Consider the following 26,600-nt stretch of genomic DNA (forward strand, 5'->3'; position numbering starts at 1 on the left):
CCCGTTCACTGGGGCGGATTGCCGTGCTTGCGGCGCGGCAGGTCGGCGTCCTTGGCGTGCAGCATCGCGAAGGACCGGATGAGCACCGCGCGGGTCTCGCGCGGATCGACGACGTCGTCGACCAGGCCGCGCTCGGCGGCGTAGTAGGGGTGCACCAGCTCCCGCCGGTACTCGGCGATCTTTTCCCGGCGGGTGGCCTCCGGGTCGGCGGAGGCGGCGATCTCCCGGCGGAAGACCACGTCGGCCGCGGCCTCGGCGCCCATGACGGCGATCTCGTTGGTGGGCCACGCCAGCGCGATGTCCGCGCCGATGGAGCGGGAGTCCATCACGATGTACGCGCCGCCGTACGCCTTGCGCAGCACGAGGGAGATCCGGGGGACGGTGGCGTTGCAGTAGGCGTAGAGCAGCTTGGCGCCGCGCCGGATGATGCCCTCGTGCTCCTGGTCGACGCCGGGCAGGAAGCCGGGCACGTCGACGAGCGTGAGCAGCGGGATCGCGAACGCGTCGCAGAACTGCACGAAGCGGGCGCCCTTCTCGCTGGCCTTGATGTCGAGCACGCCGGCCATGGCGGAGGGCTGGTTGGCGACGACGCCCACCACCTGTCCGTCGAGCCGGGCGAGCGCGCAGACCAGGTTGGGCGCCCAGGTGGCGTGCACCTCCATGTACTCGCCGTCGTCCACGAGTTCCTCGATCACCGCGCGCATGTCGTAGGCGCGGCCCGCGTCGGCGGGGACGAGGCCGGGCAGCGCGTCGCAGACGCGGTCGGCGGGGTCGTCGGCGCGGACGGCGGGCGGCAGTTCGCGGTTGTTGGCGGGGAGCAGGGAGAGCAGGTAGCGCACCTCGGCCAGGCAGGTCTCCTCGTCGTCGTAGACGAAGTGGGCCACGCCCGAGACGCCGGCGTGGACGTCGGCACCGCCGAGTCCGTCCTGCGTGATCTCCTCGCCCGTCACGGTGCGGACCACGTCCGGTCCGGTGATGAACATCTGCGAGGTGCCCCGGACCGCGAAGACGAAGTCCGTGAGGGCCGGCGAGTACGCCGCGCCGCCGGCGCAGGGGCCCAGCATCACGCTGATCTGCGGGATGACGCCCGAGGCCCGGGTGTTGCGCCGGAAGATGCCGCCGTACCCGGCGAGGGCGGAGACGCCCTCCTGGATGCGCGCTCCCGCGCCGTCGTTGAGCGAGACGAGGGGGGCGCCCGCCGCGAGGGCCATGTCCATGATCTTGTGGATCTTCTCGGCGTGCGCCTCGCCCAGCGCGCCCCCGAAGATCCGGAAGTCGTGCGCGTAGACGAAGACGGTCCGGCCGTCCACCGTGCCCCAGCCGGTGACCACACCGTCGGTGTACGGGCGTTTGGCCTCCAGCCCGAACCCGGTCGCCCGGTGCCGCCGCAGCGTCTCGATCTCGGTGAAGCTCCCCTTGTCCAGCAGCAGGTCGATGCGCTCCCGGGCGGTCAGCTTGCCCTTGGCGTGCTGTCGTTCGGTGGCGGCCGGGTCCGGTCCGCCACGGGCCAGCTCCTTGAGCTCACTCAGTTCGGCCGGCATGGTCCCCTTCCTCCCTCGTTCCTCCCTCGTCGGACATCCGCTCGATCAGCCCGACGGCCGCGGCCCCGTCGGCGTCCAGGCACCGCGCCGGCAGCTCGTGGGCGACCAGCGGCAGCTCCCCCGGCGCCCGCCCGGCGGTCCCGAGGGCGGCCGCGGCGACGGTGCCGGGCCGGGCCGGCACGTTGCGCACGGTCCAGCCGGCGGGCCGGGCGGGGGCGGCCGCGTCCGTCCGCTCGCCCAGGTAGTCGGCGGCCGGGGGGCGGGCCAGGCCCGCGCCCAGGCCCTTGAGGTACGCCTCCTTGCGCGTCCACAGCCGCCCGAAGGCCTCGGCGCGCTCCGCGTCCGGCAGGGCGGCCAGCTCCTCCCGCTCGGCCGGGTGGAGGGCGTCGCGGCACAGGTCGGCGGTCTCCGCCGAGGGCGCCGCCTCGGCGTCCACGCCCACCGGGGAGGCGGCCACGGCGATGAGGACGAGGTCGCGGGTGTGCGACAGCGAGAAGTGCGTCCCGCCGTCCGGCGGGGCCACGACCGGGCGGCCGTGCGGACCGCGGCAGCGGACGCACGGCGCACGGCGCAGACCGACCTCGCCCGGCGGCAGGCCGAGGTACGCGGCCAGCACCCGCCGCAGCGCGACGTGCGCCGCCACGTAGCGCAGCCGGTCCTCCGGCCGGACGAACGCGGCGGCCCGCTCCCGCTCGGCCGCCCCGAGCTCGGCGGCGGCCGGGGGCGGAACGCCCGGCCAGGGCCCGGGCAGCGCCCACAGATGGAGCTCCCCGTCCCGCAGCGCCCGCGCCGCCCGGCCGGCGACGGGCGCGCCGGCGGTCACCACTCCAGCACCTGCCCCGACGCGGTGCCGTCCTCGCCGATGAAGGCGGCCGTGGGGCCGTCCTCGCCCAGCGTCGCCAGCAGCACGGGGATCCGCGCGCCCTCGTCGGGTGTCAGATGGCCCCGGTGGTCGTTGATGTCGGTCGCCACGAACCCGGGCGAGCAGGCATTGACCAGGATGCCCGTGTCCCGCAGCTCGTTGGCGTAGGTCACGGTGATCGCGTTCAGGGCGGCCTTGGAGGTGTTGTAGTCCAGCACCGCCGGGAAGACCCCCGGCGGGAAGACGCCCGACGGGTCGTGCCGGGCCGCGGCGTGGGTGAGCGATGCCAGCACGCTGCTGACGTTGACGATGCGGGCCGCCGGGGAGCGGCGCAGCAGCGGCAGGAAGGCGTTGGTGACCGCGATGACGCCGAAGACGTTGGTCTCGTAGGTCCGGCGGACGTCGGCGAGGGGCGTGGCGCTGGGCAGGGTCACCGGGGCGCCGGTGCCGGCGTTGTTGACCAGGACGTCGAGCCCGCCGGCCTCGTCCTCGACGCGGCGGGCCGCGAGGGCCACGGAGTCCTCGTCGGTGACGTCGAGCCGCAGGAACCGCACTTCCAGCCCCTCGGCCCGCAGTTCGGTCTCGGCCTCCTTGCCCCGGCGGCCGTCGCGGGCCCCCAGGTAGACCGTCATGCCCAGCATGGCCAGGCGGCGCGCGACCGCCCGGCCGATGCCCTTGTTGGCGCCGGTGACGACGGCCGTCCGGGCGGTCATCCTTCGGCCCCGAGGAGGGTGCCGCCGCTGGCGTCGACGTAGGAGCCGGTGATCCAGCGGGCCTCGTCGGTGGCGAGGAAGGTCACCACGTCGGCGACGTCCCCGGCCTCGCCGACCCGCTTGAAGGCCGACATCCGGGCCATCTGCTCGACGGCCTCGGGGATGTCGAAGACGGCGGAGCCGTTGTTCGTGATGCCGGGGGCCACGCTGTTGACGGTGATGTTGCGGGGGGCGACGTGCCGGGCGAAGTGCAGGGTGATCTGCTCGATGGCCCCCTTGGTCATCGAGTACGCCACCTGGTGGGGCACCGCGCAACGGGTGAGGCCCGAGGTGATGTTGATGATGCGGCCGCCGTCCGGCATCCGCTCGAGCGCGCGCTGCACGATGAAGAACGGCGCCCTGGCGTTCACCGCCCACTGCCGGTCGAGCGCCTCGGGGGTGACGTCCTCCGGCTGAATGCCGTCGTTGCCGGTGACCGCCGCGTTGTTCACCACGATGTCCAGCGCGGTGTCGCCCGTACGCTCCTTCAGGCCCTGGTCCAGGCCCGTGAACAGCTCGTGCACGTCGCCCGGGGTGCCCAGCTCGGCGCGGACGGGAAAGGCCCGGCCGCCGTCCTTCTCGATCAGGGCGACGGTCTCGCGCGCCGCGTCCTCGTTGGTCGCGTAGTGCACGGCGACCAGGGCGCCCTCGCGGGCCAGGCGCACGGCGATCGCCCGGCCGATGCCGCGGCTGGAACCGGTGACGAGCGCGGTCTTGTGGATGAGCCTTGCCATGCCGGAACTCCTGTGGGTCGGGGTGGGAAGAGGCCGGCCGCCGGGCGGCGTCGCCGCCGGGGCCGGTACGGGGCCGTCGAGGCCGCTGATGCCGCGGGCGAGACGCGTGGCGACGGCGTCGATCCCCAGCAGGTCGCCGAAGACCTCCCGCATGCCGTCGGTCTCCGGCCCGCCGAACAGCAGGTGCTCCTGGGCCCGGATGCCGGCCAGGGTGCGGGCGCCGACGGGGTGGCGGGTCTCGTGGTAGCCGTCGAGCACGTCCTCGCCGCCGGTGCCGGTGACGACCGCGGCGAGCCTGGGGCCCAGGTCCGCCGCGTCCTGGAGGCCGAGGTTGAGGGCCTGGCCGCCGACCGGCATCTGGGCGTGGGCGGCGTCGCCCGCGAGGAGGACCCGCCCCTGCCGGTAACGGGTCACCTGGCGGCTGGTGTTGTCGAACCGGTTGATCCACAGCGCGGTGCCGCCGCCGATGTCCTCGCCGGTCACCGCCGCCCAGGCCGCGGCGACCTCGGCGAAGTCCGGCGCGCGGGTCACGTCCCCGGGCTCGGCCCCGTAGCGGTGGATCATCAGGCGCGTGGTGCCGTCGGGGCGGCGGAAGGCCGTGGCGACGCCGTGCGCGAAGCGCTGCAGCCGCCGGCCCGGGACGTCGATTCCCGCCACGTCGGCCCGGAGCATCTCCCGGGTGGCCGCGTGCCCGGCGAAGTCGAAGCCCGCCAGCCGGCGTACGGTGCTCCGCTCGCCGTCGCAGCCCACGACGTAGGCGGCCGTGTGGCGGTGCCGTGCGCCGTCCGGCCCGGACGAGAGGACCTCGACCCGGTCCGCGTGCGGGGTCAGACCGGTCACCGTGTGCCCCCGCCGGACGTCCGCGCCGAGCCCGGCCGCCCATTCCTCGAGGACCGGCTCGAGGCGGGACTGCAGGCACTCCCACTGCCCGGCGAACCGGTGGTCCGGGCCGGCCGCCGCCAGGTCCAGGGGAATGCCCCCGAAGTGGCCGGGCCCCAGGGCCCGCAGGGGCCCCAGCCGGTCGAGGACGCCGCACTCGTCGAAGATCTCCATCGTGCGGGTGTGCAGGACGGAGGCCCGGGACTCCGTCGTGGGCCGGGCCAGCCGCTCCAGTACGGTCACCCGGGCGCCGCCGGTGCGCAGCCGTGCCGCGAGCATCAGCCCGACGGGGCCGGCACCGACGACGATCACGTCCGTGTGGGTCATGGCTCAGCGCCGCGCTTCCGCGTACTCCTTGGCGTGGCCGAGCGTCGCCCGGCTGTTGGTGCCCAGGGCGTTGCGCAGGAACGCGCGGGCCTCGGGAACGCCGGCGTCCGGCCCGAGGACGGCGCGGATGTTCGCCGCGTTGACCACCACGGTGTGCTGGGAGGTGGCGGTGGTGACGCCGTCGGCGTCCTCGTCCAGCTGCCAGTAGCCGGTGTGCAGGGTCATCAGGGCGGGCAGGGTGGTCTGCTTGTAGGCGATCCTGCGGTGCGGCAGGCACACCCGGACCGACTCGGTGGTGTGGGACGAGCCGTCCTTGGTGAGGGTGTCCATGCGCAGGACCTGCAGGCCGGGGGTGTCCTCGGTCAGTTTGACCGCGGCCACGTGCGGGAGCCGCTCGGTCCACAGCCCGGCCTCGTTGAGGAAGTCGTAGACGTCCTTCGCCGCGCCGTCGATCCGCACGGTGTCCTCGAAGGACAGCGTCAGGTCCGGCGACCCCGTGGCCAGTTCGGCGTTGGCCTTCAGCGCGGCCAGCTCGGAGCGGCTGTTGCGGTCGACGGCCTCGTCGATCCACTTCAGGTTCTCGGGGTCGTCGCCGACGGCCCTGTAGTCGTGCAGCAGCCGGACCCGGGCGCGCCGGGCGCCGAGGGGTTCGACGATCCAGGTGCCGCCCATGGCGGCCACGGGGGGCGTGGAGACCTCCTGGCGGAAGGTGATCCGCAGCGCCCGGGGGTCGAGGGTGCGGCGGGAGGTCCAGTTCTTGGCCTCGCCGTTGGCCGTGGCCCAGATCCGGATCCGCTCCTGCTCCGGGCCGCGTTCCAGGTGGTCCACGTACACGGTCGGCGGGAAGATCCGGGGCCAGTTCTCGACCTCGGCGATCAGCCGGTAGACGTCGGCGGCGGCCGCCTCGACGGTGATCTCGTGCTCGACCTCACGGGTCATGCGCGCGCTCCTTGGGTGCGGTCGGGGTCGGCGGGGGTCAGAAGTTGCCCAGCCCGCCGCAGACGTTGAGCGCCTGGGCGGTGATGGAGGCGGCACTGTCGGAGGTCAGGTAGCCGACCAGTCCGGCGACCTCCTCGGGGGTGGAGTAGCGGCCGAGCGGGATCTTGGCCTGGAACTTCTCCAGGATCTGCTCCTCGCTCGCGTCGTACGCGGCGGCGTAGCCCTGCCGCACGCGCTGCGCCATGGGGGTCTCGACGTAGCCGGGGCAGACGGCGTTGACGGTGATGCCGCTCGGCGCGAGCTCGTTGCCGAGGGCCTTGGTGAAGCCGACGACGCCGTGCTTGGAGGCGGAGTAGGGGGCGCCGAGCACCACGCCCTGCTTGCCGGCGGTGGAGGCGATGTTGATGATCCGGCCGCGCTTCTTGTCGCGCATGCCGCCGGTGTTGAGCACCTCGCGCGTCATGCGGAAGACGCTGGTGAGGTTGGTGTCGATGACGTCGAGCCACAGCTCGTCGTCGATGTCGGCGGTGACGCCGCCGCCGCTGCGGCCGGCGTTGTTCACCAGCACGTCCACCGTCCCGAAGCGGTCGACGGCGGCCCGTACGAAGGCCCGTACGGCCGCCGCGTCGCGGACGTCGCAGGGGGCGCCGTCCACGTCGAGGCCCTCCTCCCGCAGCGCGTCCACGGTGTGCTTCACGCTCTGCTCGGTGCGGGCGCAGATGAAGACCCGGTGGCCCTGCCGGGCCAGCAGCCGGGCCGTGGCGAGGCCGATGCCGCTGGTCGCGCCGGTGACGACGGCGACCTGGGCGTCCTGCTGCGTCATGTCCTTCTCCTGGGGATGTCGGTCGGGGCGGTCGGGCGGTCAGGCGGCGGAGGCCGAGAGGCGGGCGTTGACCGCCTCGATCAGGGCGCGGGGCGTGCGGGCGTCCGTCAGCGTGTCGTCGTCGAGGGTGATGTCGAACTCGCGCTCGATGCGGCCGCCGGTCTCCAGCAGCGCGAGGGACTCGTAGCCGAGCGCCTCGAATTCGGCGTCGAGGATGTCCCCGTCGAGGTCGACGCCGTCATCGGCGCCGGCCCCCTCGCGCAGGATGCGCCTGAGGTCCTCGGCGGTGAAGGTGGTGGCGGGCATGGCGGTCCTTTCCGATGGCGTGCGCGGTCGGGTGAGACGGTGGGGGGAGAGCGGCGCGGGTCAGCCGGTCGCGGTCCGCACGACGGCCGCGGAGTTGAAGCCCCCGTGCCCGCGGGCGAGGACCAGCGCGGTGCCCAGGGCGGCGGGGCGCGGCTCGGGGCCGACCAGGTCGAGGTCGTACGAGGCGTCCGGGTCCGTGTGGACGGTCGGGGGGATCACCTGGTCGCGCAGGGCGAGGAAGGCGGCGGCGAGGTCGAGCGGCGCCGCGCCCGAGTACAGCCGGCCGGTCATCGTCTTGGGGGCGGTGACCGGCACCCCGCGCGGTCCGAAGACCCCGGCGAGGGCCTCGGCCTCGACGCGGTCGAGCTCGGGGACGGCGGCGGCGTCGGCGAAGACCACGTCGATGCCGTCCGGCTCCAGCCCCGCGTCGGCCAGCGCCAGCTCGATCGCCTTGCGCAGGCCCGGGGGCCGGCCGCTGCCGGGCCGGGGGTCGAAGGTCGAGCCGTAGCCGGCGAACTCGCCGTGGACCCGGGCGCCGCGGCGTTCGGCGTGCTCGCCGTCCTCCAGCACGAGCAGGGCCCCGCCCTCGCCCGGGACGTGGCCGCGGGCCCGGGCGTCGAACGGCAGGTAGGCGTGCTCGGGGTCGTCGCTGGTGCTCAGCCGGCCGCCGGCCAGCTGGGCGACCCAGCCCCAGGGGCACAGGGAGGCGTCGATGGCTCCGGTCATCACCAGCGAGGTGCCCTTGCGGATCTGGCGGCGCGCCTGGGCGAGCGCGTCCAGGCCGCCGGCCTGGTCGCTGACGACCACGCCGCTCGGGCCCCGCATGCCGTTGCGGATGGAGATCTGGCCGCTGTTCACGGCGTAGAACCAGGCGAAGGACTGGTACGCGCTGACGTACTGCCCGCCCTTGCTCCACAGCGCCCTGAGCTCGTTCTGGCCGAACTCGAAGCCGCCGGAGGAGCTGGCGGTGATCACCCCCATGTCGAACTCGGGCAGGTCGCCCGGGGCGATCCCGGCGTCGGCGAAGGCCCAGTCCGCGCCCACCAGGGCGATCCGGGTCATGCGGTCGGTCTGCGGGAGCAGCCGGCCCGGCAGGTGGTCCTCGGCGACGAACCCCTCGATCTCCCCGGCCAGCCGGGCCGGGTAGTTGGTCGGGTCGAAGCGGGTGATGCGGCCGATGCCGGTCCGCCCGCCCAGCGTCGCCCGCCAGTACTCCTCCACCCCCAGGCCGTTGGGCGCGGCGACGCCCAGCCCGGTCACGACGGCCTTGCCCCTCACCGGGCACTCCTCTCGGGGCGGGCGAGCACGATCGCGCTCTGGAACCCGCCGAATCCGCTGCCCACCGACAGCACCGCGTCCGTGCGGTGCTCGCGGGCGGTCAGGGGCACGTAGTCGAGGTCGCACTCCGGGTCGGGGCGGTGCAGGTTGGCCGTGGGCGGCACGACGCCGTGCTCCATGGCCAGCGCGGACGCGGCGATCTCGATGGAACCGATGGCGCCCAGCGAGTGGCCGACCATCGACTTGATGGAGCTGACCGGCGTGCGGCGGGCGTGCTCGCCCAGGCTGCGCTTGAAGGCCGCCGTCTCGTGCCGGTCGTTCTGCTTGGTGCCGGAGCCGTGCGCGTTGATGTAGTCGAGGTCCCCGGGGTTCATCCGCGCCTCGTCGAGCGCGACCCGGATGGCCTCGGCCATCTCCCGTCCGTCGGGGCGCAGGCCCGTCATGTGGAAGGCGTTGGAGCGCGTGGCGTATCCGGCGATCTCGGCGTAGACGTGGGCGCCGCGCCGGCGCGCGGCGTCCAGCTCCTCCAGGACGAACACGGCCGAGCCCTCGCCCAGCACGAAGCCGTTGCGGCTGGCGTCGAACGGGCGCGAGGCGTGCTCCGGGTCGTCGTTGCGCGGGGTGGTCGCCTTGATCGCGTCGAAGCAGGCCACGGTGATCGGCGAGATCGGCGCGTCGGCCGCCCCCGCGATCATCACGTCGGCCGATCCCTCGCGGATGAGCTCGGCGGCGTGGCCGACCGCGTCGAGGCCGGAGGTGCAGCCGGTGGAGACCACGGTGCCGGGCCCCTCGGCGCCCACGGCCCAGGCCACCTCGGCGGCGAAGGAGCTGGGCACCAGGTAGTCGTAGAGGTGCGGCACCGCGTACGCGTGGTCGACCAGCTCCAGCCGGCCGCCGTCGCTGACCGTGCGGTACTCCTGGTCCAGGCCGGTGGTCGCGCCCACGGCGCTGCCGATGGTGACGCCGACGCGGTACGGGTCCAGCTCGCCGGTCTCCAGGCCGCTGTCCTCCACCGCCTCGCGCGCGGTGACCACCGCGAACTGCGCGGCCCGGTCCATGCGGCGGATCTCCTGCGGGCTCAGGCCCAGCAGCTCGGCGTCGAAGTCCACCTCGGCCGCGACCTGGGAACGGAACGGCGCGGGGTCGAAGAAGGAGATGCTGCGGGTGGCGGTGCGGCCGTCGGTGAGCAGCTGCCAGAAGTTCTTGACGCCCGGCCCGCCCGGCGCGGTGACCCCGATCCCGGTGATCACCACCCGGCGGCCGCCGGCGGCGCCGGTGGTCATGACGCCGTCCAGTGGTAGAAGCGCCGGGCCATGGCGTCGGCCGGCGAGCGCCAGGTCTCCGGGTCGTACGCGCCGATGTGCGGCTTGAGGTCCTCGCTGATCCCGACGAACCGCGGGTCGGTCTTGGCCGCCTCGATCCGCTCGCCGCCGTCCGCGGCGTCGAAGTCCTGGAGGTGGAAGTACAGGCCCCGGTACGCGAAGAGCTGGCGGCGGCGCGTGCCCATGCGGTGGGGCATGTCGGTCTCGTCGAACGCGCCGAACAGCCGGGCGACGTCGTCGGCGGAGCCGAGGTCCATCCGGGCCACGATCAAAGTGCTGTGCATCATTTCCTCATTCCGGTGGTTCGGTGGTCGGTGACTCGTCGGCCGGGCCGGTGCCTCATCGGCCGGGCCCGAACCAGCGCTCCAGGGCCATGGGCAGGTCGTGACGGCTGCCGGGCGCGATCCACGCCACGTGGCCGTCGGGGCGTACGAGCACGGCGGCCGCGCCCTCGAGCGCGCCCCGCGGCGCGGGGCCGTGCGGCGCGGCGGTGACCACGTCGATCCGGTCCGTCCAGCCGTCGGCCCGCCGTCGCAGGTGGGGGTTGTCCTCGAGGTCCAGCAGCACCCCGCGGCCGGCCCGCAGCAGCTCGGTGCTGCCGGTGACGCGGCCCGGCCGGCCGGCCGCCGTGCGCTCCAGCTCCAGGTGGGGCATGCGCATGCCCAGCAGCGGGTGGCCGGACCCGGCGTCGTAGCGGATGTCGAACCCGCCGGCCCGGCCGGCGAGGTACCGGGCGACCTCGTCGAAGCCCGCCAGCTCGCCCAGCAGGTCGCGCAGCGGCTGCACCTCGTCGCCGCCGAGCAGCAGCAGGCTCTGCGCCCGGGTGTTGGCGAGCAGCCGGCGCCCGATCTCGTGCCGCTCCTCGTGGTACGTCTCCAGCAGCGTCTCGGGGGCGGTGCCGCGCACGACCGCGGCGAGCTTCCAGCCGAGGTTCACCGCGTCCTGGATGCCGGTGTTCATCCCCTGGCCGCCGGCCGGGAGGTGGATGTGGGCGGAGTCGCCGGCCAGCAGCACCCGGCCGCGCCGGTACTCGGTGACCTGGCGGGTGGCGTCGCCGAAGGCGCTGACCCACAGCGGTTCGGCGTGCGCGATGTCGATGCCGGTCAGCCGCTTCCAGGCGTCCGCCACCTCGGAGAAGGCGGGCGGGCCGTCGCGCCGCTGCGGGGGCGCGCCGCGCTCGCCGACGACGATGCGCACGATGCCGTCGCCGAGGCGGTTGACCATGACCATGCCGCCGGAGACCCGGTCGGCGACCATGCGGGGCTCGAGGTCGACGCCCCGCAGGTCGGCCAGGAACATCTCGGTGGTGGCGGCGGTGCCGGGGAAGTCGAAGCCGGCCTCCTTGCGGACGGCGCTGCGGCCGCCGTCGCAGCCGACCAGGTAGCGGGCGCGCAGCCGTTGCTCGCCGGCCGAGTCGCGGACCCGGACCTCGACGTGGTCACCGTGGTCGGTGAGCCCGACGAACTCCCGGCCGCGCCGGATGTCGGCCCCCAGCTCGCGGGCCCAGTCCTCCAGTACGGTCTCGGTGGCGGACTGCGGCACGGTCCGGGCGGCGCCGTGCACGGCGACCAGCGGGCCGAAGTCCACCGGGATTCCGCCGAAGTGCCCCTGCTCGCTGGTCTCGATGCCGCCGAAGCGGCCCAGCAGGCCGCGCTGGTCGAGGACTTCCATGGTGCGCGGCGCCAGCCCGATCCCGCGCGACTCGCCCGTACGCCCGGGAAGGCGCTCCAGCACGATGACGCCGACCCCTGCCAGCCGTAATTCCCCGGCGAGCATGAGCCCGGCCGGCCCTGCTCCCACAATGATGACCGAAGCGTCCATCCACCTCTCCCGACTGGCGACCAGGTGCTGTGCACATCTCGCGCGGAATTCCCGGGGACTTTGCGATTGGACCGTGTGCGGACCGGTTATCGCGAAGCCACCCGGGTATCCGTGCATCGAAGCCGGGAATTATCTTCATCGCCGGGCCGCACCGGCGGCAAGGAATCCCGGCAAAGGACATCTGCAAAGGTGCGTCAGGCGTTCGTCAACTCGACAGGAAAATGTCAATTCCGGTGGCACGGCGGCCCGTACGGCCGGTCATCCGCCCCGGCCGATGCGGAATCCGACGCCGCGCACGGTGAGGATCCAGCCGCTGTGGCCGAGCTTGCCCCGCAGCGAGCTGACGTGGGTGTCGATGGTGCGGCTCGCCCGCGGGCCCAGGGCGTTCGCCGAGGTGTCGCCCCAGATGTCCGCCATCAGGCGCTGCCGGGTGACAACGCTGTCGGAATGCGTGGCGAGGTAGTACAGCAGGTCGAACTCCTTGCGGGTGAGGTCCACCGCCCGCCCGCGCAGCCGCACTTCCCGGGAGCCGGGGTTGATGCACACGTCGCCGACGGACAGCGCCTCGGCCGGGGCGGGGGCCGGCGCCGGCGGGCGCCGCGCACGCCGCATGACGGCGTCGATGCGGGCCATTAACTCGCGGAACTCGTACGGCGTGTCCAGGCAGTCGTCGGAGCCCGCCTGCAATCCCAGGACGCGGTCCAGGTCGGCGCCCTTCCGGGCGAACGCGATGATGGGCGTATCGCTGTTCCCGCGGATGCGCCGGCACACTTCCAGGCCGTCGATGTCCGGCAGGTCGAGGTCGAGCAGGACGAGTTCGGCATCGGCGTACGCCCGGAGGGCCTCCGCGCCCGTCGCGACCGTGACGGCTTCGTGGCCGTGTCGCTCCAGTCGTGGGGCCAGGGGCTCCGCCGCCGTCGTATCGCTCTCCACCACGAGAAGTTGCACGATGCCTCCCAGATTCGGTTGCGCTGTCCGGCTGCCGGCCGTGAAGCGAAGGGGGGTCCGGGTGCGCGGCGGTCCACGCCGACCGCGGCGCGTTCTGAGTGCTGGGCGCAACTGCCCCGGAAGGGGCCGGCCGGGTTGTCCGTCAGGGCGTCGGGGAACAGCACCGCATGAACATGTGCGTCACCTCGCTGACGTTCTTCCCCCGTCGGGCCGCCCGTCCGGCGGCCCGCTTGCGCTACTCGTGCAAGCGTCACCGAGTGCCGTGTCCCGGGCAAGCCTGATAAAAATCGTTGGCTATGACAGCTACAGGGTGTGGCGAGGCTCCCTGATTCTGCGCGCCGCGGCGGAGTGATCGCGTCCGGGGCGCCGCTCGAGTCCCGCTCGATCGGGGCTGTTCAGACCGCGCCGCGGACAACTCCCGGCGAAACAGGGGTGCTTGCGCGCGGCGCCGGGAAAACCGACCGCTCACCGCCGCTGCCGCTGATCGGTCACTCTGCGTCCGATCGGGCACTTGAACACCCGCACGTTGAACTGACCGGTTCAACGTCCTGATACGCGTAGTAAGTCGCGTAGTAGCGGTGCGGTAAGGGGGCATCCCCCCTCAACCGAGGAGGAACGCGGCGTCCCATTCGTCCGGCGTACGACCCTCCGTGCCGCCCTCCGCCGGACCCGCCGCACCCGGGCGGGCGTCCGCGTACGAGGCGAGCGCCAGGGCCACCCCGGCGGCGCCGTCCAGCAGCCCCGGGTTGTCGATGCCAGGCCCGGGCCCGTCGGGGAGCACCTGCCGGAAGCCGAAGGCGGCACCCTCGTCGAAGTCCGCCACGAGCCCCCGGGCGAGCCGGTCCGCCCCCTCCCACAGCTCCGGCCGCCCGGAGGAGGAGGCCATGCGGACCGCTACGTGCAGCAGCCCGGCGCGGCCGTGACAGAAGCCGGGGTCGGCGTGCACCGGCCCCGGCAGCGGCCTGCGCAGGGCGGCCGCCATCGCGGCCACGCCGGCGTCGGCCAGTGCCCGGTCGCCGAGCGCCCACCCCGCCAGCTGGAGGGTCCGGGCCACCCCGGCGCCGCCGTAGCACCACCCCGGGCGGCTCCGCGCCGCCCCGTCCCCGTACGAGCGCCGGGCCTCCTCGTCGAAGGCCACCCGCCCCGGCCACAGCGGACCCCACTCGTCGGCGCCCCGCACGTCCAGCACCCAGTCCGCGGCGCGCCGCACGGCGTCCGCCGACCCGGCCACCCGCCGCCCGGACAGCCGCGCGAGCGACAGCAGGGCCAGCGGGCCGCAGATGCCGTGCGCGAGGCCCACGTTGAAGTCGCCCCGGGGGAACTCCCGCCGGTCGCGGGGCACCTGGTAGCGCTCCGGCGAACACCACCAGCCGGGCACGTCCCGCCCGTCGGCCCGCACCGTGCGCGTCCACGCGACCAGGGCCTCCAGGACCCGGGACAGCGCCCGCGCGGCGGCGTCGTCACCGTGCCCGGCCGCCGTCAGCAGGGCGCGTCCCTGCGCCGCCAGGCCGGTGATCGCGTCGTAGTCCCCGTAGGCCAGGCCGGGCCCCCGCTCCCGCCACCGCCCCATGAGCCGCTCGGCACGTGCTTCGGCGTACGCGGCATGCGCCGTGGCGGCGCGTTCCAGGAGCCGGGCGTACCCGCCGTGCTGCCGGGCCTGCAGCGTGGCCGGCAGCAGCAGGTCCCCCACGACGGCCGGGCCGGCCCGCCCCGCCGCCTCGGCCGCCGCCGCCAGGTGGGCGTGCGCGACGGCGGCCCACGCGGCGTCGTCCCGCGCCCGCCGGATGTGCAGCAGGGCGATCCCCGGGTGACCCAGCAGCAGGGAGGCCGGCTGCCAGCCGGGCAGCATCAGGGAGGCGGGCAGCCCCTCGAGGGCCCGGCGCGCCCCGAGGGCCACCCGGCCGGGCTCGCGCAGCAGCTCGGCGACGCGGTACGCGGTCTCCAGCGCCGCGTCGCACAGGGTGTTCACGGCGGGCGTCACCGGCGGTGCCTCCTGCGTCCGGCCCGCAGCGCCAGGGCCTCGCGGGCGGTCACGTGGGCGAGCAGTTCCCGCTCGGAACCGGGCCCGAGCAGCCGGTTGCAGTGCATGTGGGCCAGGCTCAAGGCGATCCCCCGCACCCGCTCCCGGTCGTCCGGCAGGACCTCGCGCAGGGCGCTCAGCGCCCCGGCGCGGGCGTCCTCGTACCCGGTCGCCGCGGCACTCGCGTCCGCGGCCGCCTCCTTCCACGCCCGCGGCACGTCACCCCGCCGGGCGAGGACGGCGTCCGTGCCGAGCCATTCGAGCGCCTCGTCCTCGCCGCCCAGGGCGGTCAGCACGGCGATGATGCCGGGCGCCGCGGCGTGCGCCTCCTGCCGGACCGGCCGCCCCGTCGCCGACAGGGCCGACAGCACGGCCGCGCTGTCCGCGTGGAAGACGCGTTCGGCGCGACCGATCGCGGCGGGGCCGCCGTACCGCTCGACCTCGGGCTCGTAGCCGTCCAGGACCAGCCCCGACAGCAGGCCCGCGTCCCGGCGGTCGTGCGCCCACGCGCGCAGCGCCGGCACCAGCACCCGCCACAGGGGCTCCGGCTTGCCGTGGAAGCGCAGCCGGAGGTGCGGGCCCGCGTGGTCGTCGTAGCGCAGGAAGAACCAGAGATCGGCGCCGGCCTCGCGCAGCAGGGCGTCCTCGGTCAGCGCGCCCAGGTGCCGGGCCAGCACGGCCGGCTGGAGCTCCTCGGGCACGTAGAGCTTGGCGTGCAGCCACTCCCCGCCGGGCAGGTGGGCGGGCGCCCGCCCGGCCGCCGCCCGCGGGGGCACGGAAGGCCGGGGCGGGGCGGTCCGGGGCGGGGCGGTCCGGGGCGGGGCGGCGGGCTTCGCGAAGACGGGGAGGAAGAGCTCGGCGGCGTGGGGACCGTCCGGGCCATGGAGCCAGCTCCCGCCGCCGTCGAGGCGTTCGACCACGGCCGTGCCGGGCGCGCGCCTCAACTCGTCGCGCAGCAGATTCAGATGCAGCGGATCCTCCAGGTCCACCGCGACGCGGTGGTCGGCCCTGGCCAGCAGGACGTGGCGCGGTACGTCCCACCGCCGGCGCCAGCAGGCGGCCTCGTCGACCCACTCCGCCTCGGTCGCAGTGCCGCGCGCCGCGGCGGCCAGCGCGGGGCCGGGAAGCCAGCGCGCGGGCGAGAGCACCGTCCTGCCGTGGCGCACCCGGGGCAGCACGGGGGCCGACGACCAGCTCCCCCAGCTCCAGGGCGGGCAGAACTCCCGCCCCTCCTGGCCCAGGTCCAGCAGGAAGCGCGCCACGTGGGGCAGATGACCGCTCGCGGGGTTCAGCATCGAGTACGACAGCGGGCGGACCCGGCGGCCGGTCGGCACGTGCACCAGCCGGAGGGCGTCGGTCTCCGCGTACACCGCCAGGTCCTCCACCCGCAGGTCGGTCACCCCCTCACCGGCGGCGGGCCCCACCCCGAGGGGGATGCGGTACGGCAGCCACTGGGGGACGAGGGCCACGTTGGCGGAGCGCGCCACCTTGGGGCGGTAGGCGACGCAGGCGCGGATCTCCTGGCCGTCCGGCGCGCTCCCCGAACGCAGCGCCAGGTCCCCGACGTGCGCCGCCGAACGCCCGAGCACCGGCGCGAAGCGGCTGAAGACCGCCCCGGCCAGCGGGGAGACCCCGCCCGGCCCCAGCACCAGGCGGAAGTCCCCCGCGCGCAGGGCGGCCGGGCCGGACGCCACGAGCTCCGCGCCGAGCTCCAGGGACTGGGGTGCCGGCCGCCTCCGCCCGGCTCCCAGCCCGCGGATGGTCTCCTCGTCGAGCACCACCTCCCCCGAGCCGTGGCGCACCGCCTCCAGCAGCAGCTCGCCCAGCAGCCGGTCCCGGGCGCCGTCGTCGGCGGGGCCGGATCCGGGCGGCGGGCCGGCCGGGTCGTGGTAGCCACCGGGCAGCCCGAGGCCGCGGGCGGGATCGAGCAGTTCGAGGAGGGGGGCCGGACGGTCGGTGCCGTACCGCTCGAGGAACGCGAGGCGGTACTCGCGCAGGTACGGGCTCCCGTCGAGCACGGGAGCGGTCCGCCACAGCACCGTGGCGGCCCGCTCGGCCTCCCTGGCCACCTCCTGGGGCAGGACCGGATGCGCGGTGAGCGCCACATCCGTCTGGACGACGTCGTCGGCCGGCCGCAGCGCCCGCATGCGTCCGGTCACGGCGGCCGAGCGCTCCCGGCGGGTGGCCGGCTCGGTGTCCGGCGGGACGCGGTCCAGGGCGCGCAAGTCCTCCCGGATGCCGTGCAGTTCGTAGGCCACCGGGTGATCGATGCTCTCGAGGCGGGCGCAGACGTGGTCGAGGGGGGTGACGCAGTCGGGCGGCGGGGCCAGGTCGGTCAGCAGGAAGCGGCCGTGCACGAGCTGGGCCACGGTGCGTTCGATCGCGCCCTCCGGCGCCTGCGGGAAGCGTCGTTCCAGCTCTTCCAGCAGCCGGGGCCACGGAAGGGGGCCGTCGGCGGCCGTCATGACGTGCCGCACCACCTGGGTGAGCCGTACCGAGCCGACCAGCCGCTTCGCGCCGGTGCCGTCGTGGTGGTCGACCAGCACCAGCCGGCCGTCCCTGACGGTGTGGAGATTGTTGGCGACCAGCAGGCAGCGCTCGCGCACCTCCGGCACGTCGAGGAGGCTCTCCAGCACGCCGTCCAGCCAGGCGGCGTCCGGCCGGGTCACGGTCCGGTGGCCCGCGCCCATCCCCAGCCGGGTCTCCGCACCGAATCCGGCGAGCGCGACGCCCGCGAACAAGCCGAACGGCGTGGGGCGGTGCACCATGCGCAGGTGGTACTTGGCCAGCGCGGCGACGGTGCGCCGCAGGGCCTTGGGCCTGAGCGGCTCCCCGGCCACCGCCTTCCGGGCCGCCTCCGCCAGGCTGGGGCTGGCGAGCTCCACGGCGGCCATCAGCCGCTGATCGGCGGTGAGTTGCGCGAGCAGCCGGTCCGCCGCGTGCGGGGAATCGGTGGGCGGCGTGCCGCCCTGGGTGAGCGGGAGGATCGCGGCCCTCAGGAGGGCGACTCCCGCGCTCTCGAAATCGACGTCCGGGATGCCGTCCCCGGCCCGGACCGCCTCACCACTGCTGTTCACGCCCCACCCGCCCGTCGTTCCCGCGCTCCCCGGCCCGCCATGGCCGGCGCGGGGCGCCGCGACGGATCGCGTCACCCCGCGCCGGCGGTCCGGTCAGCAGTGCCAGGACGTGATGGGGCAGGAGATACAGGTGCCCGTGCCCGTCATGGTCTTCGACTCCATGGCGGCGGCGGAGGCCTCCTGGACGTCCACGTCCAGATCCAGGTCGAATTCCGCCGTGCCGATGACGATTGCGTTTTCCACGGTGCCCTCCACGGGAATTCATGACGACCGGAACACGGGAAGTGATTTCCCGGTCCGGCGGCGGCCGCGAATGCGTCGCCCCGTCATTCCAGTCGGGCCCGTAAAAACCGTCAAGGCAGCTGATTCACAAGATTCCGTCAGCTGAAATACAGAGAAGATTCAGGAGCGGATCGGGAACGGGATCAGGGACCGGCCCGGGGACAGGCTCAGGGACCGGCCCAGGGACCGTCTCAGGAACCGGTGAATTCGTTCCGGGAGGCGGGCCGCCGTTCCGTACCCCGACGCTCGATCTCACGGGCGAATTTCAGCCACTGCTCGGCGCAGCGCCGGGCGGCCCGGGCCACGTCGGCCGTACGGTGCGGCGGCACGCTCTCGGCCAGCCAGCGCAGCTTCTCGCTGTCGAGGGAGCGGAAGCTCAGCAGCCGCAGCAGGGTCCGGCCGGACTCGGAGAAGCGCAGCGAGGGATCGCGGCGCATGGCGGACCCTGGGTCGCAGGGCACCGGCGCCTCGCTGCGCGTACTGCCCTCCGCGGCGCGCAACTTGGCCGGCACCGGGTCCTCGCCGTGCCGCAGCCGCTCGCGCACGTCCCGCGCGGTGGCCACGGCCACCCCCGCGACCTGGGCGATCTCCCGCAGGGAGGCCCCGGGCCGGTCGGCGATGTACTGCACGGCCCGCCGGCGCCCGTCCGCCGCGTTGAGGGGCCGGACCCGCCCGTCGCGTCCCGTCCGCGCTTCCAGGCCCTTGTCCCGGCCGATGGAGCGCCGGCGCTGGGCGACGACACTGGCGGATATGCCGGTGAGCGCGGCGATGCGCCGGTCCGACCAGTGCGGGTGGCTGACGAGGATGCGTGCGGCGGCGGCCGTACGGTCCTCGTGGGTGAGCGGCATGCCCTGCGTGGTGTTCAGCCGCACGGCGAGGACGAACGCGTCCTCCGGCGTCCCCTCGACGAACCGCACCTCGATCCTCGCGTCGCCCCGGCACAGGGCAGCGCGATGACGGTGCACGCCGTCGACGATGCGCATCGTGGGCCGGTGCACCACGATCGGCGGCAGGGCCGCACCCACCTCCGCGAGCATCCGGGTGTGCCGGACGTTCTCCCCGGCGAGGCGCGGGGAGTCGGCCGGCAGCAGCCCACCCACGGGCACGAACTCGGTTCTCGCCAATACATCGGACATGGCTTCAACTCCCCCGTGCGCGTCCTGACTGGTGAGCCCACTCCAGCGCACCTGAGATCCTTTCTGAAGGCATGGCGGCGGTCAGTTCGGTCAGCTTGGTCAGGTCGGCCGGACCGGCGGGGCGAGGGGCGCCGCGGAGGGAGGAGCGGAACCGGTGGCTGGACCTGGGGGACGTACGCGCTGGGCGATCGGAGGGCTGATCGCCGGCGGCATCCTGGTCAACTTCATCGACCGGACCGCCCTGTCCGTCGCGAGCTCCTCCATCGCCGCCGACTTCGGGCTCGACCTCGCCCAGCTGGGCATCGTGCTGTCCGCCTTCACCTGGTCGTACTGCCTGGTGCAGCTGCCGGCCGGGCTGCTGGTGGACGTCCTGGGCATCTCCCGGCTGACCCGCATAGCCTCCCTGCTCTGGGCGGTCGCCGGGCTGCTGACCGCCGTCGCCGGCGGGCTGGGGCCCGTGATCGCGGCCCGGCTGCTGCTGGGCGTGGCGGAGGGGCCCTCGATGGTCGGCGCCTCGAAGGCGACCGCGGCCTGGTTCCCCGTGGGCGAGCGCGGCATGGCGACGGCGCTCTTCGACGGCGCCACCAAGCTGGCCAACATGGTGGCCTTCCCGGTGCTCGCGTTCGTGATGAGCGAATGGGGCTGGCGGGCGGGGTTCCTGTTCACGTCGGTGCTCAGCCTGCTGTTCACGGTGGTGTGGTGGATCGGCTACCGCGACCCGTCCGAGCACCCCCTGCTGCGCCCCGCCGAGCGGGAGTTCATCCTGCGGGGCGGGGCGCGGGACGCCGACCGCCCCCGGGCCGGAGGGCTGCGCCGGGCGCTGGGCTCCCGCCGGGTCTGGACCCTCTCGCTCGGCTTCGCCTGCTACGGCTACACGATCAACATCGTGCTCACCTGGATGCCGGAGTTCTTCCAACGGCAGTTTCACGTCAAGCTGCTGGCCTCCGGCCTCTACTCGATGGTCCCCTGGGCCGTCGCCACCGTGGCCGAACTGCTGCTCGGCGGCTGGCTGGTCGACCACCTCGTACGGAGCGGCCGCGACCCGTGGGCCGTCCGCCGGTGGGTGCTCGTGGCGGGGCTGGCCTCCGGCGCGACGATCGGCGCGGCGGGCACGGCCGGCTCCCCGGCCGTCGCCGTGTGCTGGATGTCCGTCTCGCTCGCGGGCCTGGCCGTGGCCGCGCCCGTGGCCTGGAGCCTGCCCGGCCTGCTCGCCCCCGAGGGCGCGGTGGGTGCCGTCAGCGGGCTGATGAACTTCGCCAACACCGCCGCCACCGCGTGCGGCGTGCTGCTCACCGGCTGGCTGGCGCAGACGACCGGCTCGTTCCACGCGCCGTTCCTCTTCGCGGACGGCGTGCTGGCGGCGGGGGTGGTGCTCTACTGGCTCGTGCTGAGGCCGCGTCCGCGTCCGGTCACCGGTTCGCACGCTTCGCACGATGAGTCACTTTCTGTGGCTGCCGTCACAGATTGACCGTCCGGGCAAGGGGAATGCCTGGTTACGTTCACAAGCGTCCGCGACGGGCGGGGGAGCGAGCGATGGAAGCCGGCGGCACATCAGTACTGGCCTCCTGCCTGCAGCTCCTGGCCTGGACCCCCGAGCAGCTGGCCCGCGAGATCAACAGGAAGTGCGGACCCGGCACCATCAGCCCCAAGGCCCCCTACAACTGGCTCAAGGGCGCGCTGCCCCGCCGCCGGCTCCCCCACATCGTCGCCACGATCCTCTCCGAGCGGCTGGGCGAGCCCATCACGGTCGGCGCGCTGTGGCCCGACCACTTCCCGGCCACCGCCCGCCAGGCCCGCCCCTCCATCGTCCCGGCGCAGCGCGGCCCCGCCGCCGACCCCGCACCGCCCGAACCGCCCACGCCCGACCTCTCCTTGCCGGACCCGCTCCCCGCCGCCGTGGACTGGCTGCTGGGCGACGACGCCGCGCCGCCCACCCGGTCGCTCGGCGCCGAGATCCCGCCCGAGGCGCTGGAGATCCTCACCGCCCGAATACGCCAGCTGCGCCTGCTGGACGACAGCTCCCACGGCGGACTGGTCATGGACTGGGCGCTGCAGGACCTGCGGTGGGCGCGCAAGATGGCCACCGACTACGCCTACCCCGTCTCCACCGGCATCCGCCTGCACCGCATCATCGCCGAGCTGGCCCAGCTCGCCGGCTGGCTCGCGGCCGACCTGGGCCTGGAGCGGCGCAGCCGCTCCTGCTTCCTGACCGCCCTGGAGGCCGCGCGCACCGCCGGCGACCACTCGCTGGCCGCCTACGTCATCTCCTGCATGAGCTACCGCGCCACGTGGTCCGGGCGGGGCGAGGAGGCGCTGCGGCTGATCCGCATCGCCCGCAAGGGCTCGGCCGGCGAGGAACCCGGCATCACCCAGGCCCTGCTGGCCACCCGCCAGGCCAGGGCGCACGCCGGCCTCGGCGACGAGGCCGGCTGCCGGCGGGCCCTGGAGGAGGCGGCCGAACTCTCCCAGGCCGGCGGCCCGCCCGCCGACGCCCCCTGGGCCTACTGGCTCTCCCCCGCCGTCATGGTGGCCGACGCCGGCCGGGCCTGGCTGGAGATCGGCCGCCCCCGGCAGGCGGAGTGGCACCTGCAGCGCGGCATCGAACTGCTCGGCGACAGCCAGCCCCGCAACAGGCTGCTGCACTGCGCCTCCCTGGCCGAGGCCCGGCTCGGCCGCGGCGAGGTCGACGGCGCCGCGGAGGCCGCCGGGGACGCCCTGGACCTCACCGACACCGTCACCTCGCTGCGCGCCACCGCCCGGCTGTCCGAACTGCGCGGGCGCTTCCTGCGCTTCGACAGCCCGGCGGCCCGGCGGATCGTGCAGCGGACCGACGACCTCCTGAGGGCGGACCGGCCCCAGGAGGAGGACAGCCCCCGCGCGGCCAGCTAGGCAGAAGGAATCCATGCACGTCACTCACGCCTTACCCCTTGCCCCGATGACGACCCTGGGCGTCGGCGGACCGGCCGCCGTCCTCGCCGAGCTGCACGACCCGGCGGACTTCCCGGACTTCGCCGCCCTCGCGGCCACCCGCCCCGGGCCGCCGGTCGTCCTGGGCGAGGGCAGCAACGTCCTGGCCGCCGACGCCGGCTGCTCCCCCGCCGTGCTGCGGATGGCCACCAAGGGCGTACGCGTCACCGGCACCGGCCCGGACGACACCCTGCTGCTCGAGGTCCAGGCCGGGCACCCGCTCGGCGACCTGGTCGCCCTCACCATCGCCGAGGGCCTGACCGGCATGGAGATGCTCACCGGCATCCCCGGCACCACGGGCGCCACCCCGGTCCAGAACGTCGGCGCCTACGGCCAGGAAGTCGCCGACACCCTGCGCCACGTCACCGCCTGGGACTGGCACCTGGGCCGCGAGGTCACCCTCGACGCCGCCGCCTGCCGCCTCGGCCACCGCACCAGCCTCTTCAAGCACTCCCGCCGCTGGACCCTGCTCACCCTGGCCTTCGCCCTGCGCCGCTCCGCCCTGAGCACCCCCGTCGTCTACGGCGCGGTCGCGGCCGAACTCGGCGTCCCCCGCGGCACCCGCGTCCCCCTCGCCGAAGCCGCCCGCGCCGTCCTGACCGTCCGCCGGGGCAAGGGCATGGTCCTGGACCCCCACGCCCCCGACCGCCGCTCGGTCGGCAGCGTCTTCCTCAGCCCCGAGGTCACCCCCTCCCAGGCCACCGCCCTGCGCGCCCACGACGCCCCGGTCAACCGCTTCCCCGACGGCTCCACCCGCGTCAGCGCCGGCTGGCTCATCCAGCACTCGGGCCTCGCCCTGGGCACCCCCATCACCAAGGGCGTCCGCGTCTCCACCGTCCACCCCACCCTCGTAGCCGACGACGGCGCCACCGCCACCGCCTTCGCCCACGCCATCGACCTCGTCCGCACCCACGTCCTCCACCACACGGGCGTCCACCTCACCTCGGAAATCGACTTCCTGGGCGACTGGCCGGACCGGGCCACCACGGAGGGCCCCTGAACAAGAAAGCCTGAGCCGCCAGCGCAGACGCTGCGGCAAGCCCTCGGGAGTGCCCGCACGGTCACTTGGGCATGAACCAAGCCATGGGTGGACCGGTGGTGGACTGGGCAACGCGCGTGGCGAGAGCGGAGCTGAGCGCTGCGCTCCCTCGGCGGTGGGCGCACACCCGAGGGGTCGCCCGCCGCGCAGCCGATTTGGGGCGGATACTCGGCGACGACGCCGAGCTGCTGAAGGCTGCCGCGACGCTTCACGATGTGGGCTACGCGCCGCGCCTGGCGGCGACGGGATTCCATCCGCTCGACGGCGCCCGGTTTCTCCGCGATGAGCACGGTGCCGATGAGCGACTGGTCCGGCTGGTGGCGAACCACTCGTGCGCCTTGCTCGAAGCCGAGGAGCGCGGGCTGCGCGAATCACTGGAGGCGGAGTTCCCGTTGCTGGAGGAGCCGCTGCTGGTCGATGCGCTGGTCTATTGCGACATGACGACAACGCCCGACGGGGACCCGACGACTGCTCGGGAGCGGGTGGCGGAGATCCTGTGCCGCTACGGGGCGGACAGCATCGTGGGGCGGTTCATCCGTCGGGCATCGCCGGAGATCTTCGCCGCCGTGGAACGGGTGGACGCGGCGTTGGCGGGTCAGCCGAGGTAGGGGTAGGTGCCGGCGAGGTAGTCGCCGATCTGCTGGCGCATGCTGGGGTGGATGTCGTACTGGTCGAGGTCCGGGGGATGGACGAAGCGGACGCCGTCGGCCTCGTCATTGATGGTGGGCTCACCGCCGACCGGGCGGCCGATGTAGGTGTTCTCGTACTGCTGGCGGATCTCGCCGTCGGTGTAGGCAACGATGTGGTTGGGGTTGGTGTAGACCCCGAGGAAGCCAGTGATCTCGGCGACGATGCCCGTCTCCTCCAGGCATTCGCGCACCGCGCACTGTGCAGCGGTCTCCCCGATGTCCTGAGCGCCGCCGGGCAGGGCCCACTGGCCCGTGTCGCGACGGCGCTGAAGCAGGATGGCGCCGGCGTCGTCGACCACGAGGAGATTGCTGGCGGGGATGAGGGTGTTCGCCTTGGGGGCGGTGGGGTCGTTGTAGTACTCAGTCCTGCCCATGTGCGGCGGTGCCCTCCTGGTCGGGGGTCCAGGGCCGTGCGTCGGCCCAGACCGCTTCGAAGCTTTGAGCGTAGTTGTCGAACCACCCTGTGGTATCAGCCCTCTTGAGGTGGAGGAGCGGATTGGCGCTCGCCGGCTGGCCCCAGACGTGCGGGTTGACCAGCAGGCTGTCGTCATAGCGGAACAGGGAGGCGTACAGCGTCGTGTCGTGCAGCCGTACGTCGCACCCTGCCGCGGGCAGTAGGGGGCGGTAGTAGGTCAGCGAGGCGCGGATCTTGGCTGCGAGGGTGTCGCCGATGCCTTCCTCGCGGCCCCGGACGGCGACAGCCTGACCACCCGGGTCACCGAAGCACAGGCGTACCCGGACGCCGGCGGCTGCGCGCTCGGAAAGCATCGTGGCGACGCGGGGATTGGACTGGGCGAAGAAGGTGCCGGAGAAGACGAGTACGCAGATCTGCTCTCGGGCCTCCGTCAGCAGCTGGAGCCACATGTCCCGGGGGACGCTGGCCCGGTTCTGATAGGTGCCGACGAGCTCGGTACCTGAGCTGGCGTCGGGTCGGCCGCCGCGTGGTGGCGGGGTGGGCCACAGGAACGTCTCCTCCACTCGCAGGTGCTGCGCGGCACGGAAGCGGTGGCGTCGGTGAGGCACGCGCCCGCCGAGCCAGCGGCCGACGGTCTTGGGGTCCACCTCGCAGACTTCGGCGAGCGACTCGGGAGAGACGCCGCGCTGGGCGAGTACGGAGTGAAGTCGCTCGTTCACGGATGTCATGGAAGTCAGGACGGCCGTGATCCGGCAAGGACGTTTCGGGACGTTCTCTGAAATCGAGGCTGTGGCCGGTCCCTACCCTGACGGCATGGAGCTCATCGTCCTGTGGGACATCGACCACACGCTCATCGAGAACGCAGGGGTGAGCAAGGAGATCTACGCCGCAGCGTTCTCGGCATTGGCAGGAAGCCCGCCGGCCGGGCCGGCGCGGACGGAAGGGCGAACGGATCGCCTGATCATGCAGGAACTGTTCCTGCGCCACGGACTGTCGGTGCCGGAGTGGGCCGCCGTCGAGGCCGCACTGGCCCGTGCCGGGGAGGAGCGCCTGGAGATCCTCGGTAAGCGAGGGACCGTTCTCCCCGGAGTGCGCGGCGCCCTCAAGTCGGCTTCGGCACATGATGGCTGGGTCTCTTCGGTTCTGACGGGCAACATCGCGGCCAACGCACGCGTGAAGCTGTCGGCCTTTCACCTGGATCCCTTGCTGGATCTGCCTGTTGGAGCCTACGGGGCCGATGCGGATCAGCGCGCCGATCTTGTGGATGTCGCCCGGGAGCGGGCCCGGCGCCTCCGCGGAGCACGGGATGACGTACCCGTGGTGCTTGTGGGGGACACGCCCCGGGACGTCGAGGCCGCCCTTGCCACGGGCTCCGGAATCGTCGCGGTTGCTTCGGGCGTTCACAGCCCCGAAGAGCTGGCTGCGGCCGGTGCGGATGTAGTGCTGCCTGATCTGTCGGACACAGCGCAGCTCCTTGGAATTCTGCAGACCTTCGCGGCGCGCTGAAACGTCCCAGGACGTCTTCGAGAGCGTCCGCATACGGGGTGATGAGGTCCCCGCGTGCTCGGTCACCATCGGTCTTCTCCGGCCCCGAGCACGAGCGATCCCCCCTCTGCTCCCCACCACCAGCGCCTCCGCACGCCACAGACGTCCCGCCGAAACGGCGGGAGACCGGTAGAGGAAGGAGCTCGAAGTGCAAGAGAAGCAACCCTCCGTCGAAGAGGGCCTCCTCGTCGCCGTGGAAGTCCTCGCGAGCGTCCGTGATCGCCACGACAGCAATGCCTCCGATCCGGGGCAGGGCTCCTCGGGTGACGGCCCCTGGCCCGGCGGAGACGGGCTGAACCACGCGGCATAGCCGCCAGTTCTCCGGCGGAGGGGCTGCGTACGCGACCCCTCCGCCGCCCACGTCCCATCTGGCGGAAGGAAGGAGAACGATTCATGCAGCATCGATTGGTCCGCGCTGTCGAGGAGGCACTGGGCTGGGACGGTCCAGCCCGGCTCGGAAGGGAGTTCGCCCGGGGAAGCATCAGCGACCCCGAAATCGTGACAAGGCTGCTCACACCTCCGCAACTGCTCGACATGGTCATGCGTCGAAGCCTGGCCAACCCGCAGTTCCGGTTCTTCAAGGGCGGTGAGGAGCTGCACCCCGACGCGTATGTGAACCGGCAGGTCACACCGCGGGGGCAGGCGATACCGATGGCGGACATGCGCCGCGTGGGCAGCCTGTTGCGTGAGGGCGCAACTCTGGTCCTGGACCAGTCGAACGTCTTCGATCCCACGATGGAGGTGGCGTGCCGGGCCATGCAGTGGTGGTCCCGGGAACATGTCCAGGCGAACGTCTACCTGACCACGAACGACGCATCCGGCTTCGACCTGCACTGGGACGACCACGACGGTGCGAGCTGAAAGCTGCTCTGCCCAGTGGCGGCGGGCTGAGGTGGCC

General features: G+C 73.9%; 23 protein-coding genes and 2 pseudogenes. 7 read left to right on the forward strand and 18 right to left on the reverse strand.

Translation table 11 applies throughout. From position 1 onward, the window contains the following. Positions 1 to 5: 5 nt before the first annotated feature. The 16 genes from IE295_RS32500 to IE295_RS32575 form a co-directional block, all read right to left on the reverse strand. Complete coding sequence (locus IE295_RS32500; protein ID WP_190067403.1) at positions 6 to 1,541, reverse strand: acyl-CoA carboxylase subunit beta; 1,536 nt, start codon at positions 1,539 to 1,541, stop codon at positions 6 to 8. Continuing rightward, positions 1,522 to 2,364 carry a 4'-phosphopantetheinyl transferase family protein gene (locus IE295_RS32505; protein WP_224323570.1) on the reverse strand — a complete coding sequence of 281 codons (843 nt, stop codon included), beginning with the start codon at positions 2,362 to 2,364 and terminating at the stop codon, positions 1,522 to 1,524. Before IE295_RS32505 ends, IE295_RS32500 begins: the two co-directional genes overlap by 20 nt. Further along, positions 2,361 to 3,116: an SDR family oxidoreductase gene (locus tag IE295_RS32510; RefSeq protein ID WP_190067404.1), complete on the reverse strand. Its 756-nt coding sequence runs from the start codon at positions 3,114 to 3,116 to the stop codon at positions 2,361 to 2,363. The genes IE295_RS32505 and IE295_RS32510 overlap by 4 nt, the downstream gene beginning before the upstream one ends. Next, positions 3,113 to 5,095, reverse strand: a complete 1,983-nt coding sequence (locus tag IE295_RS32515) for an SDR family oxidoreductase (protein ID WP_190067405.1) — start codon at positions 5,093 to 5,095, stop codon at positions 3,113 to 3,115. The genes IE295_RS32510 and IE295_RS32515 overlap by 4 nt, the downstream gene beginning before the upstream one ends. 3 nt (positions 5,096 to 5,098) lie before the next feature. Then, positions 5,099 to 6,034, reverse strand: a complete 936-nt coding sequence (locus IE295_RS32520) for an aromatase/cyclase (RefSeq protein WP_190067406.1) — start codon at positions 6,032 to 6,034, stop codon at positions 5,099 to 5,101. Between the two features lie 37 nt (positions 6,035 to 6,071). Continuing rightward, on the reverse strand, positions 6,072 to 6,857 hold the full coding sequence (gene fabG / locus IE295_RS32525; protein WP_190067407.1) for a 3-oxoacyl-ACP reductase FabG: 786 nt from the start codon (positions 6,855 to 6,857) through the stop codon (positions 6,072 to 6,074). A gap of 39 nt (positions 6,858 to 6,896) precedes the next feature. Continuing rightward, the gene (locus IE295_RS32530; protein WP_190067408.1) at positions 6,897 to 7,163 is read right to left on the reverse strand and encodes an acyl carrier protein; all 267 of its coding nucleotides are present in this window, start codon (positions 7,161 to 7,163) and stop codon (positions 6,897 to 6,899) included. Positions 7,164 to 7,223: 60 nt separating this feature from the next. Continuing rightward, positions 7,224 to 8,441 carry a ketosynthase chain-length factor gene (locus tag IE295_RS32535; protein ID WP_190067409.1) on the reverse strand — a complete coding sequence of 406 codons (1,218 nt, stop codon included), beginning with the start codon at positions 8,439 to 8,441 and terminating at the stop codon, positions 7,224 to 7,226. Further along, positions 8,438 to 9,724, reverse strand: coding sequence for a beta-ketoacyl-[acyl-carrier-protein] synthase family protein (locus IE295_RS32540; protein ID WP_190067410.1), 1,287 nt, complete (start codon positions 9,722 to 9,724; stop codon positions 8,438 to 8,440). Before IE295_RS32540 ends, IE295_RS32535 begins: the two co-directional genes overlap by 4 nt. Next, a complete protein-coding gene (locus IE295_RS32545) occupies positions 9,721 to 10,047 on the reverse strand; it encodes a TcmI family type II polyketide cyclase (RefSeq protein ID WP_190067411.1) in 327 nt (108 codons plus the stop codon). The genes IE295_RS32540 and IE295_RS32545 overlap by 4 nt, the downstream gene beginning before the upstream one ends. 55 nt (positions 10,048 to 10,102) lie before the next feature. Further along, a complete protein-coding gene (locus tag IE295_RS32550) occupies positions 10,103 to 11,584 on the reverse strand; it encodes an FAD-dependent monooxygenase (RefSeq protein WP_190067412.1) in 1,482 nt (493 codons plus the stop codon). A 258-nt stretch (positions 11,585 to 11,842) separates the two neighbouring features. Continuing rightward, positions 11,843 to 12,532: a response regulator transcription factor gene (locus IE295_RS32555; RefSeq protein ID WP_308013196.1), complete on the reverse strand. Its 690-nt coding sequence runs from the start codon at positions 12,530 to 12,532 to the stop codon at positions 11,843 to 11,845. A gap of 601 nt (positions 12,533 to 13,133) precedes the next feature. Then, complete coding sequence (locus IE295_RS32560) at positions 13,134 to 14,513, reverse strand: lanthionine synthetase LanC family protein (RefSeq protein ID WP_190067413.1); 1,380 nt, start codon at positions 14,511 to 14,513, stop codon at positions 13,134 to 13,136. Beyond that, positions 14,510 to 17,629, reverse strand: a complete 3,120-nt coding sequence (locus IE295_RS32565; protein ID WP_190067414.1) for a lantibiotic dehydratase — start codon at positions 17,627 to 17,629, stop codon at positions 14,510 to 14,512. The genes IE295_RS32560 and IE295_RS32565 overlap by 4 nt, the downstream gene beginning before the upstream one ends. 93 nt (positions 17,630 to 17,722) lie before the next feature. Beyond that, positions 17,723 to 17,872, reverse strand: coding sequence for an FDLD family class I lanthipeptide (locus tag IE295_RS32570; RefSeq protein ID WP_190067415.1), 150 nt, complete (start codon positions 17,870 to 17,872; stop codon positions 17,723 to 17,725). 230 nt (positions 17,873 to 18,102) lie between these two features. Beyond that, positions 18,103 to 19,047, reverse strand: a complete 945-nt coding sequence (locus tag IE295_RS32575) for a ParB/RepB/Spo0J family partition protein (protein ID WP_190067416.1) — start codon at positions 19,045 to 19,047, stop codon at positions 18,103 to 18,105. A 154-nt stretch (positions 19,048 to 19,201) separates the two neighbouring features. Here IE295_RS32575 and IE295_RS32580 point away from each other — a divergent pair, with 154 nt between their 5' ends. From IE295_RS32580 to IE295_RS32595, 4 genes and pseudogenes are all read left to right on the forward strand, one after another. Further along, positions 19,202 to 20,515 (forward strand): MFS transporter, encoded by a 1,314-nt coding sequence (locus IE295_RS32580; RefSeq protein ID WP_224323569.1) that lies wholly within the window; start codon positions 19,202 to 19,204, stop codon positions 20,513 to 20,515. A gap of 65 nt (positions 20,516 to 20,580) precedes the next feature. Continuing rightward, positions 20,581 to 21,936, forward strand: a complete 1,356-nt coding sequence (locus IE295_RS32585) for an NsdA family TPR-like regulatory protein (RefSeq protein ID WP_190067417.1) — start codon at positions 20,581 to 20,583, stop codon at positions 21,934 to 21,936. 10 nt (positions 21,937 to 21,946) lie between these two features. Further along, a pseudogene (locus IE295_RS32590) lies at positions 21,947 to 23,014 on the forward strand (UDP-N-acetylmuramate dehydrogenase); the annotation flags it as partial. A gap of 71 nt (positions 23,015 to 23,085) precedes the next feature. Then, a complete protein-coding gene (locus IE295_RS32595; RefSeq protein ID WP_372479828.1) occupies positions 23,086 to 23,661 on the forward strand; it encodes an HD domain-containing protein in 576 nt (191 codons plus the stop codon). On the opposite strand, the gene IE295_RS32600 is transcribed toward IE295_RS32595, so the two are convergent. Beyond that, entirely contained in the window at positions 23,649 to 24,116 is a 468-nt protein-coding gene (locus IE295_RS32600; RefSeq protein WP_190067419.1) for an NUDIX hydrolase, read from the reverse strand. The genes IE295_RS32595 and IE295_RS32600 overlap by 13 nt on opposite strands. Continuing rightward, entirely contained in the window at positions 24,103 to 24,876 is a 774-nt protein-coding gene (locus IE295_RS32605; protein WP_190067420.1) for a helix-turn-helix domain-containing protein, read from the reverse strand. The genes IE295_RS32600 and IE295_RS32605 overlap by 14 nt, the downstream gene beginning before the upstream one ends. A 94-nt stretch (positions 24,877 to 24,970) precedes the next feature. Here IE295_RS32605 and IE295_RS32610 point away from each other — a divergent pair, with 94 nt between their 5' ends. From IE295_RS32610 to IE295_RS32620, 3 genes and pseudogenes are all read left to right on the forward strand, one after another. Further along, positions 24,971 to 25,663: an HAD family hydrolase gene (locus IE295_RS32610; RefSeq protein WP_190067421.1), complete on the forward strand. Its 693-nt coding sequence runs from the start codon at positions 24,971 to 24,973 to the stop codon at positions 25,661 to 25,663. A 187-nt stretch (positions 25,664 to 25,850) separates the two neighbouring features. Then, positions 25,851 to 26,012, forward strand: a complete 162-nt coding sequence (locus IE295_RS32615; RefSeq protein ID WP_190067422.1) for a hypothetical protein — start codon at positions 25,851 to 25,853, stop codon at positions 26,010 to 26,012. Positions 26,013 to 26,095: 83 nt separating this feature from the next. After that, positions 26,096 to 26,551 (forward strand): annotated as a pseudogene (locus tag IE295_RS32620) (JmjC domain-containing protein); the annotation flags it as partial. Between the last annotated feature and the right edge of the window lie 49 nt (positions 26,552 to 26,600).

Source organism: Streptomyces griseocarneus, assembly GCF_014655595.1.
GTDB lineage: Bacteria > Actinomycetota > Actinomycetes > Streptomycetales > Streptomycetaceae > Streptomyces > Streptomyces griseocarneus.